The organism is Tenacibaculum sp. AWR4_210, from assembly GCF_056160945.1.
The window spans coordinates 65,754-80,715 of record NZ_JBSWYF010000001.1; the positions used below are offsets into that span (position 1 = coordinate 65,754).

Genomic DNA, 14,962 nt, shown 5'->3' on the forward strand with positions numbered 1-14,962 from the left:
CATATGAAAGCAGTTGTTGAGTTACGACAGGTAACGAAGTATTATAAAAATAATGAAAATCCAGCGGTACGCGAAGTCTCTTTTCAATTAGATAATGAGCAGGTATTGGCAGTTATTGGAGAGAGTGGTAGTGGTAAAACTACATTGATTCGAATGATTGCAGGATTAGAAGACATACAGGGAGGAGAAATAGTACTCCACGACACGGTCGTTACCAATGCGTCAATTTTTCTACCTCCCGAAAAACGAGCGGTGGGCATGGTGTTTCAGGAATACGCGCTGTTTCCGCATTTCAATGTGTACAAGAATATAGCCTATGGAATCAACGATAAAAAGGAAGCGGCAACCCGGGTTGCAGAAGTACTTGAGCTAGTAGGACTCGCTGGTTATGAAGAGCGTTATCCTCACGAACTTTCAGGAGGACAACAACAGCGAATTGCTCTGGCACGAGCCTTAGCACCGAGACCAAAATTATTGATATTGGACGAACCTTTCAGTAATTTGGATGCGATTATTAAGAGTGAATTAAAAGTTCAGGTCAAAGAGGTGTTGAAGAAAACCAAGACCACGGCAATTTTTGTTACGCATGATATTAACGATGCCGTAATGATTGCCGATCGCCTACTGGTAATGAAAAATGGAGTTGTGATCGAACAAGGATCGGTCAACGAATTAATTGCGAACCCTAAGGAACACTACACCCAAAGATTACTAGCGGCCTTTAATCTTGGATAAAACAAATAGAACCCCTAAAAAAAACCAGTACTTTCAAAGTACTGGTTTTTTTGATTATATCCGTGCTTGTAGGAGGTATTAGTCGCCATCGTTATCAGTTCCTGTAATGATGATGCCCAAGGTACTTCTTACTTCGGTATGCAGTACCATCAATAACTCTTTAAAAGCGGTATGTACTGCTTTTACGTTGTCTTTTTCCGTATTCACCGCTGTTTTTAAAGGTGATTTTACGGCTTTAATTGCTGTTTTAACGGCATTGATACGCTGTTGGACTTTCGTATTTAAATCGTTGTTTTTCGTCTTCGATTCAATGTATTTACTGATTGAGGTGATTTCTTTGCTAAAGAACACTTCCTCTACAGAAAGTAAGTTTTGATAAACCAACTCCAATGAATTCTCTGCGTAGTAGTTTTCAACAATTTCAGGATTAGTATGTGGTGATTTTTCTAGGCCACCTGGTTTTCCAATTTTAGTCACTTTACAGTTATCTACAACATTATAAGCACCATTAAAAAGTAGGTTGAAAGAACTGGTCAAGCCATTTTCACGATTTTCCTTAAAGCTTTTCGCGTAGTTTTTACCGCTTTCTGACCAAATTGCTTGCAGTGATTTAGCATGCTGTAAAAACTCGTTAGTTACGAGTTTTAAAAAACGACTTCTATGAGGTTGAGCGGTATATTCAGCCAAAGTTTTGCTGGCATCCTTGTCTTTAAAAATCAGATAATTTAAACCTGGTAAATTTTTGGCAGCACTTCCTAATTGCAATATACTGGCTTGTGTAAAGGTTCCTTCTTGTACTTGCTTTTCAATAGAAATATTGAAAACAGGCCAAAAATTTAGTTTCCTATTCATGAAATTGTTTTTAGCCTCTCCAATATTGTAGATATACAACTTGGCGTAGATCAAACTAACGTCGTTTAGTTTGGCTCTCATGACATTCAAATTGGCTTCGTTTTGCGTTGTTGAAAACGCTTGTACTGCCAATTGAAATTCCGTTACTTTCTGAACAAACGAGTCAATTCTAGGAACGATAAGGACATCTGTCGTGGTCTTTATAACTTCTTGTTTATAGTCCGTTTCGGGTGTCGAATCACTAGAGCATTGATACATAGTGATTAGGACTAACAGGAAACTTAAGTACTTTAAAATTTTCATGTTGTGTAGGATTTATAGAGATTCGATATAGGCAATCAAATGCTCCCGTTCAGTCTTTGATAATTTTTTGAATTCGTTTTTCGATTTTTCTGCTTCTCCACCGTGCCATAAAATAGCTTCTTCGATATTTCGTGCACGTCCATCGTGAAGTAGAAAAGTGTGTTTGTTAACCGTTTTAATCAATCCAATTCCCCACAGCGGTTGTGTGCGCCATTCACGTCCATCGGCTAAGAAATCGGGACGATTGTCAGCCAATCCTTCTCCCATGTCATGGAGTAAGAAATCGGAAAAGGGATGTATCGTTTTATTACTCAGTAGCGGATTAAAAGCGTAGGTATCCGTTTTAAAGTTTGTAGCGTGGCAACCCACGCATTTTAACTTATGGAAAGCAACCTTTCCTTTTAATACCTCTGGAGCTTTGTAGTTTCTGCGTTTAGGTACTGCTAAGGAAGATTGATATAACATAAAGCGATCCATTTGCTTATCCGTTACCTCAGGGCTACCTCCGTTGGGTGCGTCGTAGCAATCTTTTTGAGGAGAAGGGCAGGGGTTCCCCGAAAAGATAGAAGTCGTCAATCCGAGATCTCCAAACAAGGCGCCTGCTGTTTGCTGTTTTAAACTCGGTTGATTGGATTTCCAGCCAAATTTACCGAGCGCAGTGGTATTGTTGATAGCATCCCATACATAATTTGCTTTCCCTGAAATTCCATCATTATCGGCGTCGAATTCATCGACATTTTTAAGAATTTCGCTATCCGGGAGTGCGTCTACTAGTCCTAAACCGATGATTTGTTGTCCAATTCTCGGTGAGAACAAAACACCGCTTAGCGAACCAAAATTTTCATCGCTAAAGGTATATATTGGTTTTCGAAGCTGATACGGAGTACCATCCGGATATTTTTCATCGATGTATTCAAAGGCAACGTTGATATTGGCCTCTTTCGGAATGCCTAGATTTGAGTGATTTTGTAATTGATCACCGTAGCTCGGCACGGGTAAAGGACCACCGTGAGGGTCTTTACCAGGAATACTCAAGCGAATGAGAAACCCCTTAGATCCGATGTTTGAAGGCTCAAAAGGTTTTCCTCTACCGTCTTTAAAATGGCAACTTGCACAAGCTCTGGAATTGAAAGTAGGCCCTAATCCGTCAAGTCCACTGGTAGAGGCAGGTGCAGAGACCCATGACTGGTTAAAAAGTGAATTTCCAGAAGCAAAACGAATGATATCCATTCTTTCTAATCCTGGAATTTGTTGTCCAAAGGCGTTATTATTAGTAATGGCAACGCTTAAGTTATCGGTCAAATTTTCTTCTCCTTCCTGATACTGTTCTAATTGTTCGTATTCAGAAGGTTCGTATACGGGATCTTTCGAACAGCTCGTACAATAAAGAAATAAACATAACATAATACACGAAAAAAATAATAATGAGGTGTGTTTGAGTTTCATTAGTAAAATAAATTCTGATTTCTATTTGATTTTTTTAGTCTATTGGGTATGTTTAGTTTAGGGTGATAAGGTCCCTACTGAGAGTAGAGACCTTTGAATTTGTAGTTGATTTTATTTTACTGGAGCTCCTACCTTGGTAGCAACTTCACTGATGTTTCCACCAAAAGTTTTTAAAGCCATACCAGCAGCAACGATAGTTCCTGGTGCTGATGTAGACTCTTCTAAAAGTAATAAATCAAAAGGTTTGTTGTTCTTAGCCTTTGTATCTACTTCATTGACTTTTGCCATCATCGCATCAGCTGCGGTTTTGAATTTGCTTGCTAAGGCAGCATCTGATTGGTTTACTAAGTCATATACAGAGGCTCCTTTGATAGTACCGTATTTACCGAATAACACGTTGATTATTCCTTGAGCGTTGGCTATAACATCACGGTGTGTATTGTCAGAAAAGCAAGAGTGCTCGTCTTCTTGACCACAATTGTCAATACCGTCTGTTAAATCTACTGGTTTTAACATACGCTCTTCTGATAATTCTTCGTTCGCTAAGAAAAAAGGACCGGAAATAATATTTGTTAAGGCTTTCTTTTCGGTTAATGCTGTAAAAACTGTATAGTACTGTCCACCTGGGGCCCAAGTGTCTACTAATTTCTTAATGTCTTTTACTAAAATGCTAGTTACAACGTTTAAATAGGTTTTTCTTCGTTCTTTTTTAGCATCAGTAGTATAATCTGTTACAGGACGTTGTCCTGCTTTTAATTGCTTAGGGTTCGTTTCGTCTTGTCCCCACAATAAAAACTCAATAGCATGCCAACCGGTAGAGATAGACTTGTCATTTTCTTTTTCATTTTTTCCAATTAACAAGTTTTCGTTAATGGTTTCAGTACCCGCAATGATTCCACCTTTATAAGCTGTGTAACCAGCGTAAGCATCCGAAGCAGCAGTAACGTAATCGATATACCCTTCATCCAAAGGCCAAGCATTCATTTGCCCTTCGTTGTTAATTGCCCATGCTTCACCACCTTCAGAATCGACAGGACCGTTAGAGCCTCTGAAAACTTCTGTTTGCCCGTAAAACTCTCTGGCTGTTAACCAAGCTTTTTTGGCCTTGTCAAGGTTTTCTTGTGTAGGTGTAGTAGTAAACGCAGTAATGGCATTCTGCATGGTAACTGCGGTATTGTAGCTGTCTAAATAGTTTTGGTGTACTATTTTGGCGTAATTGATGATGACTTCTTTAGCGGTTACTTTTTTGTCATCAACAGGGGTTTCTTCTGAAGAGCAACTTTTAGCAATAACAGTTACTGCAATAATTGCTGCAATTTGAAAGAATCTTTTCATTTTGTTTGTTGTTTATATTAATACCACAAAGGAAGTTACTTTGAAGGAAATAAACAATTTTTATTTAGATTTATTTTAAATAAAACTAGCAAAGCCTTAACTTAAGCTTAATCTTGATGATAACTTTTTTTATAGTATATTTGCACGTAATTAATTTTTAACAACACAACGCTCCCTAGAGAGCAAAATTGATTACATATATGAACGCGCATCAATCTAAATTTGTAGGTGAAGGATTAACATATGACGATGTTTTATTAGTTCCTGCCTATTCTGAAGTACTTCCTAGAGAAGTAAGCATCCAAACTAAATTTACCAAGAACATAACCATTAACGTACCGATTGTATCGGCAGCGATGGATACCGTTACGGAATCTGCAATGGCAATTGCGATGGCTCGTGAAGGAGGAATTGGTGTGTTGCACAAAAACATGTCTATTGAAAAACAAGCGCAGGAAGTTCGCAAAGTTAAAAGAGCAGAGAGTGGGATGATTATCGACCCTATTACCTTGCCGATGGACGCTGTGGTGATGGATGCGAAAAAGGCGATGCGTGATCACAAAATTGGAGGAATTCCGGTAGTGGATGCTTCAGGTCAGTTAAAAGGAATCGTTACCAATAGAGATTTGCGTTTCGAAAAGAACAACGATCGTGCTATAGTAGAAGTAATGACTTCTGAAAATTTAATTACCGTAGCGGAGGGCACTTCATTAAAGGAAGCCGAAGTTATTTTACAAAAGAATAAAATTGAAAAATTACCGGTAGTAAACGGCGATACACTCGTGGGTTTAATCACGTTTAGAGATATTACCAAAACTACCCAAAAGCCAATAGCAAATAAAGATAAGTACGGACGCTTACGCGTAGCTGCTGCTTTAGGAGTAACCGGCGACGTATTGGAACGCGCAGAGGCCTTGGTTAATGCTGGTGTGGATGCCGTGATCATCGATACCGCACACGGACATACCCAAGGAGTAGTGAACGTTTTAAAAGAAGTAAAAAGCAAATTTGCCGAATTGGATGTCGTAGTTGGAAATATTGCTACACCAGAGGCGGCAAAGTATTTAGTAGCAGCTGGTGCTGATGCGGTTAAAGTGGGTATTGGTCCTGGTTCTATTTGTACGACACGTGTAGTAGCAGGAGTTGGATTTCCTCAGTTTTCAGCAGTATTAGAAGTTGCTGCTGCCATCAAAGGATCAGGAGTTCCTGTAATTGCTGATGGTGGTATCCGATACACAGGTGATATTCCTAAGGCTATTGCTGCAGGTGCGGACTGTGTGATGTTGGGATCGTTGCTAGCAGGAACCAAAGAATCGCCAGGAGAAACCATTATTTTCGAAGGTAGAAAGTTTAAGTCGTACCGCGGAATGGGATCTGTTGAGGCTATGAAACAAGGTTCAAAAGACAGGTATTTTCAAGATGTGGAAGACGATATCAAAAAGTTAGTTCCGGAAGGAATTGTGGGTAGAGTTCCATACAAAGGAGAGTTGTTAGAGAGTATTCATCAGTTTGTAGGTGGTTTAAGAGCGGGTATGGGCTATTGCGGTGCAAAAGACATTGAGACCCTAAAAGAAACCGGAAAGTTTGTTCGTATTACGGCTTCAGGAATTAATGAGAGCCACCCTCATGACGTAGCAATTACCAAAGAAGCTCCGAATTATAGTAGAAGATAAGTATCAAAAATCGTACGATATGTTAAAAAACCGTTGTCTTAGACTGCGGTTTTTTTTATTTTCACCACGTATTTGCGTTCTTGGGGTGTATCCTGCGCAGTTATTAATAGAATTCGATGAAACAAATTGTAATCATAAACGGTCCCAATTTAAACTTGTTGGGAAAAAGAGAACCAGGAGTCTACGGTAGTGATAGCTTTGAAAGTTATTATGAACATTTGAGAGAAAAATACGGAAGCGAAGTAGCACTTCGTTACTATCAATCCAATCACGAAGGTGATCTCGTTGATAAACTGCACGAAATAGGATTCACCGCGGATGGGATTGTTATGAATGCCGCTGCCTATACGCATACCTCAGTAGCCATTGCTGATGCCGTGAGGGCTATAAGTACTCCAGTAGTTGAAGTGCATATCTCAAACGTATACGCTCGTGAATCTTTTCGACACAAAAGTTATTTAGCAGCCCATACCAAAGGGATTATCACTGGATTTGGAATGCAGAGCTACGAATTAGCTATTCAAAGTTTTTTATAGCGTACCAAAGAAAGGTATAACGGACTGATAAAGCAACAAACAAACTCGTTAAGGGGTAGGCAAATTGCTGCCAGTTTAAAGCCCAGACAAGGGGAATGAAAGCTAATAAGCACAGTAAAACTACACTGTAAGTGGCAAGCCACTTGGGTGTATTTTTTTTGCCTATATAAAAGGCGATAAATAGATTGGGAGCAAAAGCCCATAAGGTATTAAAGTTATTCGGAGCTGTACTGTGATTGGTGAAAAACCATAAAAATACGAGTAGTACACCAAAGATTCCCGTACCTACAAATAGCGTGATATCAAGCCATTTTGAACGGCGCTTTCGTTGGTAGTCGCGGAAACTTGTCCACGTGATAAATAGACTGAACAGACCGATGAATACCAGTGGAGAACTCCAACCATCGCTTTGAATTTCTTTGGTTTTATGTGGTAAAATCGTGAGTGTTTTGGCAACGAGAGGTTCCTTATTTGCCCCTTGTTGAATCTCGGTTTGAGCGAGTGACTCAAACACGTAATCAGGTAGATACAAGTAATCACGAGGGCTAATTTGTCCGTCCAATGTATTACCCAAGGCGATATTGATACCAACGCTTCCCCAGGTATTTGGGTGAATCTCGCGATTCATCAATTGTCGTAAACTCAAACTTGGAGTTGTAGAATCGAGTGTCAGCGGTTTTCCGATAACCTGCTCTATAAGATCCCTCGGTTTTGTAGAACAGTTATTAAAATAGGGGTCGTAAAAATACGAGCGGTTTTCAGGCTTGGCATTTTCTGAAAGCAAGTTAAAAAAAGCTTGTTTTTGGGTAGTATTCAGATTTAAAATTTGTTCTTTAACCCAACGTTCATCTCTATTATAACTGTGTAAAGTAGGAGGAAAGGGATATACCGCAAGGCGGTACTTCATATAGCCGCGAACAAAATTTACATAAAAATTAGCTTCGTTAAAATCGAAAATACCGTAATTATATACCCAATCTATGTCTTGTTTCGTGTCTCTAACACGAATTGCTGTGTGTCCGAATTTTTCGTATAGTGCATTTCCAGGACCATAGGTAATGACACTGATAGTGGCACGGTCGCTCAGTTGAATATGCTGGGCATGGCTGCTAAAAGCGTTGGAAAAATAGATGATAAGTAAACAAAGAGTGGTTAGTGCGCGTTTCATTAGTGTCTAAAATAGCTAAAGTCAAATTTGAGTGAAAAAATATTGGAGTACAAAGCATTCCCGACACTTCCGATATTGGTCAGTGCGTAATCAACTTGAATACCGCGGTATTTGAATCCAATTCCCAAATTAGGTTGTATACTAACGGAGTTACTTCCGTCAAATTCTTTTGTTTGTTGAACATTTCCAACACCGAGACGCAAAAAAGCCATGTTTTCGTAGTCTAACTGCATTCCTAAGGAAGGGGCTATACTAAAAGCACTGGTGCTGATAAGGTCGTTGGTTTGGGCAAAGCGCATTTGCAAGTCAAATTCCGTAAGCAGGTGAAAAAAACGTCCTATCGCAAAAGTTCTCGCTACTCCTAGTTGCACTTTGGGTTTGGTGATTTCTGTGGTTTCTGGCAGTTCTTGATTTTGGCCAGGAACGGCATTTTTAATTTGATCAAAAGCAGCTTGATTAATAGTCCAAGTATTATAGGTAGTCGTAATGTCTCTCACCAAAAGGCCAAACTTCCAACGATTGCGTTCAAACTGAATTCCAGCATCAAAGCCGAATCCCCATGAAGTCGCAAAATCACCGATAATCCTCCTTACAATTTTGGCATTTACTCCAATCTGAAATCCGTCCAATATTAATTTGCGAGCATAGGCAACATTAAAGGCATAATCCGCAGCAGAAAAAAGGCTAATCCGATTGTAATCTATATTTCCTTGGCTATCGATGAGCTGGGTAGTGTTGAGTATATCATCGACTCCAAATCTGATTAGGGAGAGTCCAACTGCACTCTTTTGATCGACAGGCATCGCGAATCCAGCAAAGTTATAGCTGGCAATTCCGGCAAAATACGAAGCGTGCATTAGAGACCCTTGGTAATCTTCCACAGCAACTAATCCAGCAGGGTTCCAATAACTCGCATTGACATCGTTCGTGGTCGCTACTACGGATTTACTCATCCCTAAGGCAGCTGCATCGACTCCGATATTTAAAAATTCGTTGGAATAATTACGAAATTGAGCTTGTGCCTGTAAACAGAAGCCAACGAGAGCGAAATATAGTATTGTTTTCAAGGTGTTCATGCTAAAGATTACAAATATCTTAAATTACTACCAATATAACTTTATTAAAAGAGACTTATTGTTACAGAGGGGTTGCTTATAGAAGTATGCGTTCGTGTATGAATTTTAGGATTCTGCTCTCAAGCCAATCGTTGTTGTGCTGAGAGAACGATGATAAAAAACCAACATGACCACCGTAGTTGGGGGTTAAGAGGTAAAAATTATCTTGCCTAGCTGCTTCCTGTCTTGGGTAACAAGCGTCTGATAAAAAGCTGTCATCGAGCGAGTTTATGAGTAGGGTAGGGTGTTTGATATAAGGGATAAAAGGCCGAGAGCTGGCTTTTTCCCAATAATCTTCTGAACTCTTAAAGCCAAATACAGGTACGGTATATTGCTTTTCTATATGTTTGAATCGCGTAGCCTTGGCCAGTAATTCACGGTCCAATACAAAGTCAGGGAATTTTTCTGCTTTTCGAATGAGCTTTTCTTTCATCGTCTTCAAAAACTCATTCAAATAGAGTTTGTTTTTGAGTTTTGACAGTTCTGCCTGCGAGGAAGTTAGGTCTACCGGGACAGATACGGCTACGGCTCCTTTGACAAAGTCAGGAATGTTGCTGTATTCTCCTAAATATTTTAAGGTAAGATTGCCTCCTAAGCTAAAACCGACAATCACGATCTTGTCGTATGTGTGATTTTTATAGAGGTGCTGTATGATAAAGTCAACATCATCCGTTTTACCGCTGTGATAGGTTCCCAAAATCAGATTGTCTTCACCGCTGCAACCCCTGAGGTTCATACAGCAGGTATCAAAACCAGCCTGGTTGAGTTGTAACGAAGTCGTGACCATATAATTTGATTGCGCACTTCCTTCTAAACCGTGAATGAGTAGTACTGCGTTTTTACTACCCACCCTTGAAAAATCCAAATCGATAAAATCGGAATCCCAAGTTTTTACGCGTTCGCGCTCATAATCGATGTTATTTTTCATAAACAACGGTCGATATATCGTGTTGAAATGAGCGTTTTTGAACGGAAACGAAGGGTTAAAAGTACTCGTGAGTATTGGCATAATACAGCTAGCTATTTTAAACAAATATGACAAAAAAAGATGAAAAATTAAAACTGGATAAAATGATTTCTTATTTTCGCTTGTAAATCTATAGAACCTATGAATATCAAAAAATTTATACCCAATGCCATTACTTTGGCGAACTTACTGTGTGGAACACTGGCAGTTATATTTGCCGTGAAAGGAGACTTTACTGCTACTGCATTTTTAGTTGTTTTAGGGATAGTTTTTGATTTTTTTGACGGATTTGCTGCTCGTATGTTAAAAGTGCAAGGAGAGCTCGGAAAACAGCTCGATTCTTTGGCTGATATGGTTACGAGTGGTGTAGTACCTGGAATTGTGATGATGCAGCTATTAGCCATGGCTTTAGATCAGGATCCTGTTGGGTATTTCGGTGTAGACCCTTACGGTGCAACAGGGAGTAATATTCCTTACCTCGGGTTGATAATCACCTTAGGAGCCGGGTATCGATTGGCAAAATTTAATATCGATGAGCGCCAGTCGGAGAGCTTTATAGGCGTGCCAACCCCGGCCGTTAGTTTGTTAGTGGTGTCTTTACCGCTAATTTTAGATTACACAGAGCTCGTTTCGATACGAGAACTGTTAAGCAATTCTTATGTGTTGCTATTTTTAACAGCGATATTAACCTATTTGATGAATGCTGAATTACCGTTGTTTTCATTGAAGTTTAAAAGTTTTGATATCAAAACGAACCTCGTTAAATACATCTTTTTAGTATTTTCAGTGGTGATGTTAGTGCTCTTAAAAGTAGCTGCCGTTCCAGTGGTTATTTTAGGCTATGTACTCATTTCGTTAATTCAAAATACGTTCGCGCCGAAATCATGAACATAGAAGTTTGTAGTAATCGTGAAGATGCCATGAAAGTGGTACGTGGCTTAAACACCTTTAATGAAGAACAGCAATCGCGTTTAGTTCAAGAGGATTGGATTCCCGTTGAATTTATTGTTAGAAACGAAAACGCTGAAATAAAAGGAGGCATTTTGGGAGGTATAGGCTATTATGGAGGTCTGGAAATTCGCATTTTGTGGGTTTCCAAAGAGTTGAGAGGTCAAGGGGTAGGCCGTGCGCTTTTAGCAAGAGCTGAGGCTTTTGCCCAAAGTAACGGTGCCGCCAAGGTAATGCTTGATACCTTTTCTTTTCAAGCCAAAGAATTCTATGAGAAATGTGGGTATCACTGCATCGGTTCGGTACCCGATTTCCCAAAAACAGGTCAAGCGCGTCACTATTTTTACAAAGATTTATAACTGTGGAAAAGGTGGGGACACGTGCAGTTTTACAAGTCTTTTTTTCTGCGTAAAAAGGCGATGAGTACCACTGTAGGGCTCAGTATAAGAGCATTTGCCGCGATTACCAATAAAGCCAATGTTATCACGACGTTTACGTCTACCAAATCGTCTAATAGTGGATGCGTATTCACAAAGTCTCTTCTTGGAAGCGTTGCCTGAACCACACCTAGCAAACCGACAAAATAAAGTACAAAGGTGATAAAGTTACTGCTGTGTTGCAACATAAATATCCCTTTTGAATACCTTCGTTTGCCGTTGATTAGCACAAAGTACAGTAATGGAGTGATAGCCATTACTAAGGCCATAAAAATACTGAGATGACTAAAATTGATCACGAAATACGTATCGTGTACATTGATGTCGACCGTTTTTTCAATCAATTCCGTATGAGTGCTGCTGGCTAACAACGGAAGTACAAAAGGAAAAAGTAAAAAAAAAGTATTGAGTACTTGGTGTTTAGTTCCTTGCATTAAAACTTCTTCTTTTTTAGTTCGAAGTCTTTTCCTAAGTAAACGCGTCTAACCGTTTCGTCTTCTGCGAGTTCTTCAGGTGTACCTTCTTTTAAAATCCCACCGTTGTACATTAAGTACGTTCTGTCCGTAATTGCCAAAGTGGCTTGTACATCGTGGTCGGTAATTAAGATACCGATGTTTTTGTTTTTCAATTGGGCTACAATTCCCTGGATGTCCTCTACCGCAATGGGATCTACACCGGCAAAAGGTTCGTCTAATAAAATAAATTTAGGGTCAGAAGCCAAACATCGCGCAATTTCTGTACGTCGACGTTCCCCACCAGAAAGGAGGTCACCTCTATTTTTTCGCACGTGTCCTAAGCTAAATTCTTCGATGAGCTCTTCTAAACGAGCTTTGCGTTCTTGTTTATTGCGATCCGTAAATTCTAGTACCGACATAATATTGTCTTCCACTGAGAGTTTTCTGAATACAGAGGCTTCTTGTGCGAGGTAGCCAATTCCTTTTTGAGCGCGCTTGTACATCGCGTCATCCGTGATGTTTTCATCGTCTAAAAAGATAGCACCATCATTGGGTTTAATCATGCCAACAATCATATAAAAAGAGGTCGTTTTTCCGGCACCATTCGGACCTAACAGCCCAATGATTTCTCCCTGTTGTACCTCCAGAGAAATCCCCTTTACTACTTTACGACTTCCGTATAACTTTTGTATGTTTTGTGCTCTTAACTTCATAAATAATTACTTCTCGCGTCAAAAATAAGGAAAGAGTTGAAGTCTATTCTTAAAATAAACTTAAACTCTTTAGTTGATTTTTTAGTTTTGGCTTTCCAGTGCTTCCCAGAATTCCACAGCTCGTCTTAAATGCGGAATAACGATGGTACCGCCAACTAAGGTTGCTATTGACATGGTCTCCATCATCTCTTCTTTGCTAACTCCGTGTTTGTAGGCTGTTTCAAGGTGATAGGCGATACAATCATCACAGCGAAGTACTGCAGAAGCAACTAACCCCAACAATTCTTTTGTCTTAACAGGTAAGTGTCCTTCACTATAGGCATTGGTATCTAAGTTAAAGATACGCTTGATAACTTTATTGTCAGAGGCTAAGATTTTCTCATTCATCTTAGCGCGATATTCGTTAAACTCTTGGACTTTTTGTGACATAGTGACTTTCTTGTTTTTTAGTAACTAATTTTGAAATGTGAATACTGATTTCGTAGAGTATCATAATAGGTACTGATACGATAATTTGACTCGCTACATCGGGTGGTGTAATAATTGCGGATAACAGCATGACAACCACTAAGGCGTGTTTGCGATAAGTGCGCAAAAATTGCGGGGTAACCAAACCAATTTTCGAAAGAAAGAAAATAAGAACGGGTAACTCAAAGAATACGCCAATTCCAAGTAAGGTGTTGGTCACTAGGCTGATGTATGCGTCTAGTTTAAAGTTGTTAACAACCGTTTCTGCGATTTGAAAATTGTAAAAGAAATACACAGACATCGGTATGATTACGTAATAGCTGAACAGTATCCCTAAAAAGAAGAGCAATGAGGAAATGAAGATAAATCCTCTTGACTTTTTGCGCTCTTTAGTGGTGAGTCCAGGAGCTATAAAACGCCAAAATTCCCATAAAACATAAGGGAAGGCTAGGATGAATCCTAAAATTAGTGACGACCAAATAGCGGTCATCAATTGCTGAGTAGGATTAAGTGCCTGAAGGGTTTGTTTAAAACTAATGGTACAGAAATCACTATCGACTCCGATGGCACCAAAAACTTCACAAAAAAAGGTATAGGTAGCAAAGTCGGGTTTGAGATGAGCGAACAATACGTTTTCGAAAACAAAGGTAAGGTTGGCAAAAATAACAATAGCGACGATAAAAACAGCTGAGAAGCTGCGGACCATATGCCATCTTAATTCTTCAAGATGGGCTAGAAATGACATTTCTTTTGAAGCCATACTTAAAATATTCCTTCTTTAATAAGATCGTGTAAATGAACCACACCGACGTATTGGTCAGCGTCATCAACGACTAAAATTTGACTGATACTATTTGATTCAAGGGTGTCCAAAGCAACTACGGCCATGGCATCCACGTGAATCGTTTTAGGTGCAGAGCTCATGATGTCTTGAGCTTGCAACGTTTCAATTGACGAAGTTTTGCTCAACATACGTCGGATGTCTCCATCCGTAATAATTCCTTCGATGGCGTTGTTATGGTTCACAACAGCAGTTACACCGAGGCGTTTTGCTGAGATTTCAACGATGACATCACTTACGCTAGCGTCTGCTGTGACTTTTGGTAATTCGTTGTTCTTAATCAAGTCCGATACGCGGAGATACAAACGTTTTCCAAGTGCGCCTCCTGGGTGGTATTTGGCAAAGTCATTACTTGTAAACCCTCGTTTTTCTAACAAGCAAACAGCCAAAGCATCACCGAGCACTAATTGTGCTGTGGTACTGGTGGTTGGTGCCAGATTATTAGGACAGGCTTCTTTTTCAACATACGAGTTGAGTACGAAGTCTGCATTGCTTCCTAAAAATGACGTCGGGTTACCCGTTATAGCGATTATTTTATTTCCTGAAGCTTTAATAAGCGGCAAGAGTACTTTAATTTCAGGTGTATTTCCACTTTTGGAGATACAAATCACGGTATCGTTTTGTTGTACATTTCCCAAATCACCGTGAATGGCATCGGCTGCATGCATAAAAACTGCAGGCGTACCCGTTGAGTTTAAGGTCGCTACAATTTTGGTAGCTATATTGGCGCTTTTTCCAATTCCGGTAACTATAACTCTACCTGATGAGTTTAATATAAAGTTTACCGCATCGATGAAATAATTGTCTAATAAATTTGTTAAATTAGCAATTGCGTTGCTTTGTAAAAGTATCGTGTCTTTAGCAGTTGAAAGGATATCGCTTGAATTTTTCAAGTTGTAAAATTTAAGTTCCATTGAAGTTGTAAAAATAGAAATATTTTAGGTATGAAAACTTATAAAAATAAAGTTTA

16 protein-coding genes are annotated in these 14,962 nt (G+C 39.4%); 5 read left to right on the plus strand and 11 right to left on the minus strand.

Annotation, left to right across the window (positions count from 1 at the left end; translation table 11 throughout):
* Positions 1 to 3: 3 nt before the first annotated feature.
* Positions 4 to 735 carry an ABC transporter ATP-binding protein gene (locus ACXAG7_RS00275; RefSeq protein WP_408043513.1) on the plus strand — a complete coding sequence of 244 codons (732 nt, stop codon included), beginning with the start codon at positions 4 to 6 and terminating at the stop codon, positions 733 to 735.
* Positions 736 to 813: 78 nt separating this feature from the next.
* Here ACXAG7_RS00275 and ACXAG7_RS00280 read toward each other — a convergent pair whose 3' ends face one another.
* The 3 genes from ACXAG7_RS00280 to ACXAG7_RS00290 all read right to left on the minus strand — a co-directional run bounded on the left by ACXAG7_RS00280 (position 814) and on the right by ACXAG7_RS00290 (position 4,671).
* Positions 814 to 1,890, minus strand: coding sequence for an imelysin family protein (locus ACXAG7_RS00280; protein WP_408043514.1), 1,077 nt, complete (start codon positions 1,888 to 1,890; stop codon positions 814 to 816).
* 12 nt (positions 1,891 to 1,902) lie between these two features.
* Positions 1,903 to 3,294, minus strand: a complete 1,392-nt coding sequence (locus ACXAG7_RS00285) for a di-heme oxidoreductase family protein (protein ID WP_476665547.1) — start codon at positions 3,292 to 3,294, stop codon at positions 1,903 to 1,905.
* A 153-nt stretch (positions 3,295 to 3,447) separates the two neighbouring features.
* A complete protein-coding gene (locus ACXAG7_RS00290) occupies positions 3,448 to 4,671 on the minus strand; it encodes an imelysin family protein (RefSeq protein ID WP_476665548.1) in 1,224 nt (407 codons plus the stop codon).
* Between the two features lie 200 nt (positions 4,672 to 4,871).
* Between ACXAG7_RS00290 and guaB the strand changes: the two genes are divergently transcribed.
* Entirely contained in the window at positions 4,872 to 6,344 is a 1,473-nt protein-coding gene (gene guaB, locus ACXAG7_RS00295; protein WP_476665549.1) for an IMP dehydrogenase, read from the plus strand.
* Positions 6,345 to 6,460: 116 nt separating this feature from the next.
* The gene (gene aroQ / locus ACXAG7_RS00300; protein ID WP_408043519.1) at positions 6,461 to 6,880 is read left to right on the plus strand and encodes a type II 3-dehydroquinate dehydratase; all 420 of its coding nucleotides are present in this window, start codon (positions 6,461 to 6,463) and stop codon (positions 6,878 to 6,880) included.
* Here the strand turns inward: aroQ and ACXAG7_RS00305 are convergent.
* The 3 genes from ACXAG7_RS00305 to ACXAG7_RS00315 form a co-directional block, all read right to left on the minus strand.
* Positions 6,861 to 8,048, minus strand: a complete 1,188-nt coding sequence (locus tag ACXAG7_RS00305; protein WP_476665550.1) for an Lnb N-terminal periplasmic domain-containing protein — start codon at positions 8,046 to 8,048, stop codon at positions 6,861 to 6,863. The genes aroQ and ACXAG7_RS00305 overlap by 20 nt on opposite strands.
* Complete coding sequence (locus tag ACXAG7_RS00310) at positions 8,048 to 9,124, minus strand: putative type IX sorting system protein PorV2 (protein ID WP_408043521.1); 1,077 nt, start codon at positions 9,122 to 9,124, stop codon at positions 8,048 to 8,050. The genes ACXAG7_RS00305 and ACXAG7_RS00310 overlap by 1 nt, the downstream gene beginning before the upstream one ends.
* Before the next feature lie 76 nt (positions 9,125 to 9,200).
* Positions 9,201 to 10,172 (minus strand): YheT family hydrolase, encoded by a 972-nt coding sequence (locus tag ACXAG7_RS00315; protein WP_476665551.1) that lies wholly within the window; start codon positions 10,170 to 10,172, stop codon positions 9,201 to 9,203.
* A gap of 99 nt (positions 10,173 to 10,271) precedes the next feature.
* Between ACXAG7_RS00315 and ACXAG7_RS00320 the strand changes: the two genes are divergently transcribed.
* Together ACXAG7_RS00320 and ACXAG7_RS00325 are read left to right on the plus strand one after the other, a co-directional pair.
* Entirely contained in the window at positions 10,272 to 11,018 is a 747-nt protein-coding gene (locus tag ACXAG7_RS00320; RefSeq protein WP_476665552.1) for a CDP-alcohol phosphatidyltransferase family protein, read from the plus strand.
* The gene (locus ACXAG7_RS00325) at positions 11,015 to 11,437 is read left to right on the plus strand and encodes a GNAT family N-acetyltransferase (protein ID WP_476665553.1); all 423 of its coding nucleotides are present in this window, start codon (positions 11,015 to 11,017) and stop codon (positions 11,435 to 11,437) included. Before ACXAG7_RS00320 ends, ACXAG7_RS00325 begins: the two co-directional genes overlap by 4 nt.
* A gap of 29 nt (positions 11,438 to 11,466) precedes the next feature.
* On the opposite strand, the gene ACXAG7_RS00330 is transcribed toward ACXAG7_RS00325, so the two are convergent.
* From ACXAG7_RS00330 to ACXAG7_RS00350, 5 genes are all read right to left on the minus strand, one after another.
* Positions 11,467 to 11,949, minus strand: coding sequence for a cbb3-type cytochrome c oxidase subunit I (locus ACXAG7_RS00330; RefSeq protein WP_476665554.1), 483 nt, complete (start codon positions 11,947 to 11,949; stop codon positions 11,467 to 11,469).
* Positions 11,949 to 12,683 carry an LPS export ABC transporter ATP-binding protein gene (gene lptB, locus ACXAG7_RS00335; RefSeq protein WP_476665555.1) on the minus strand — a complete coding sequence of 245 codons (735 nt, stop codon included), beginning with the start codon at positions 12,681 to 12,683 and terminating at the stop codon, positions 11,949 to 11,951. The genes ACXAG7_RS00330 and lptB overlap by 1 nt, the downstream gene beginning before the upstream one ends.
* Positions 12,684 to 12,764: 81 nt before the next feature.
* Complete coding sequence (locus tag ACXAG7_RS00340) at positions 12,765 to 13,112, minus strand: carboxymuconolactone decarboxylase family protein (protein ID WP_408043527.1); 348 nt, start codon at positions 13,110 to 13,112, stop codon at positions 12,765 to 12,767.
* Complete coding sequence (tatC, locus tag ACXAG7_RS00345; protein ID WP_408043528.1) at positions 13,087 to 13,911, minus strand: twin-arginine translocase subunit TatC; 825 nt, start codon at positions 13,909 to 13,911, stop codon at positions 13,087 to 13,089. Before tatC ends, ACXAG7_RS00340 begins: the two co-directional genes overlap by 26 nt.
* Before the next feature lie 2 nt (positions 13,912 to 13,913).
* A complete protein-coding gene (locus ACXAG7_RS00350) occupies positions 13,914 to 14,885 on the minus strand; it encodes a KpsF/GutQ family sugar-phosphate isomerase (RefSeq protein WP_476665556.1) in 972 nt (323 codons plus the stop codon).
* Positions 14,886 to 14,962 lie beyond the last annotated feature (77 nt).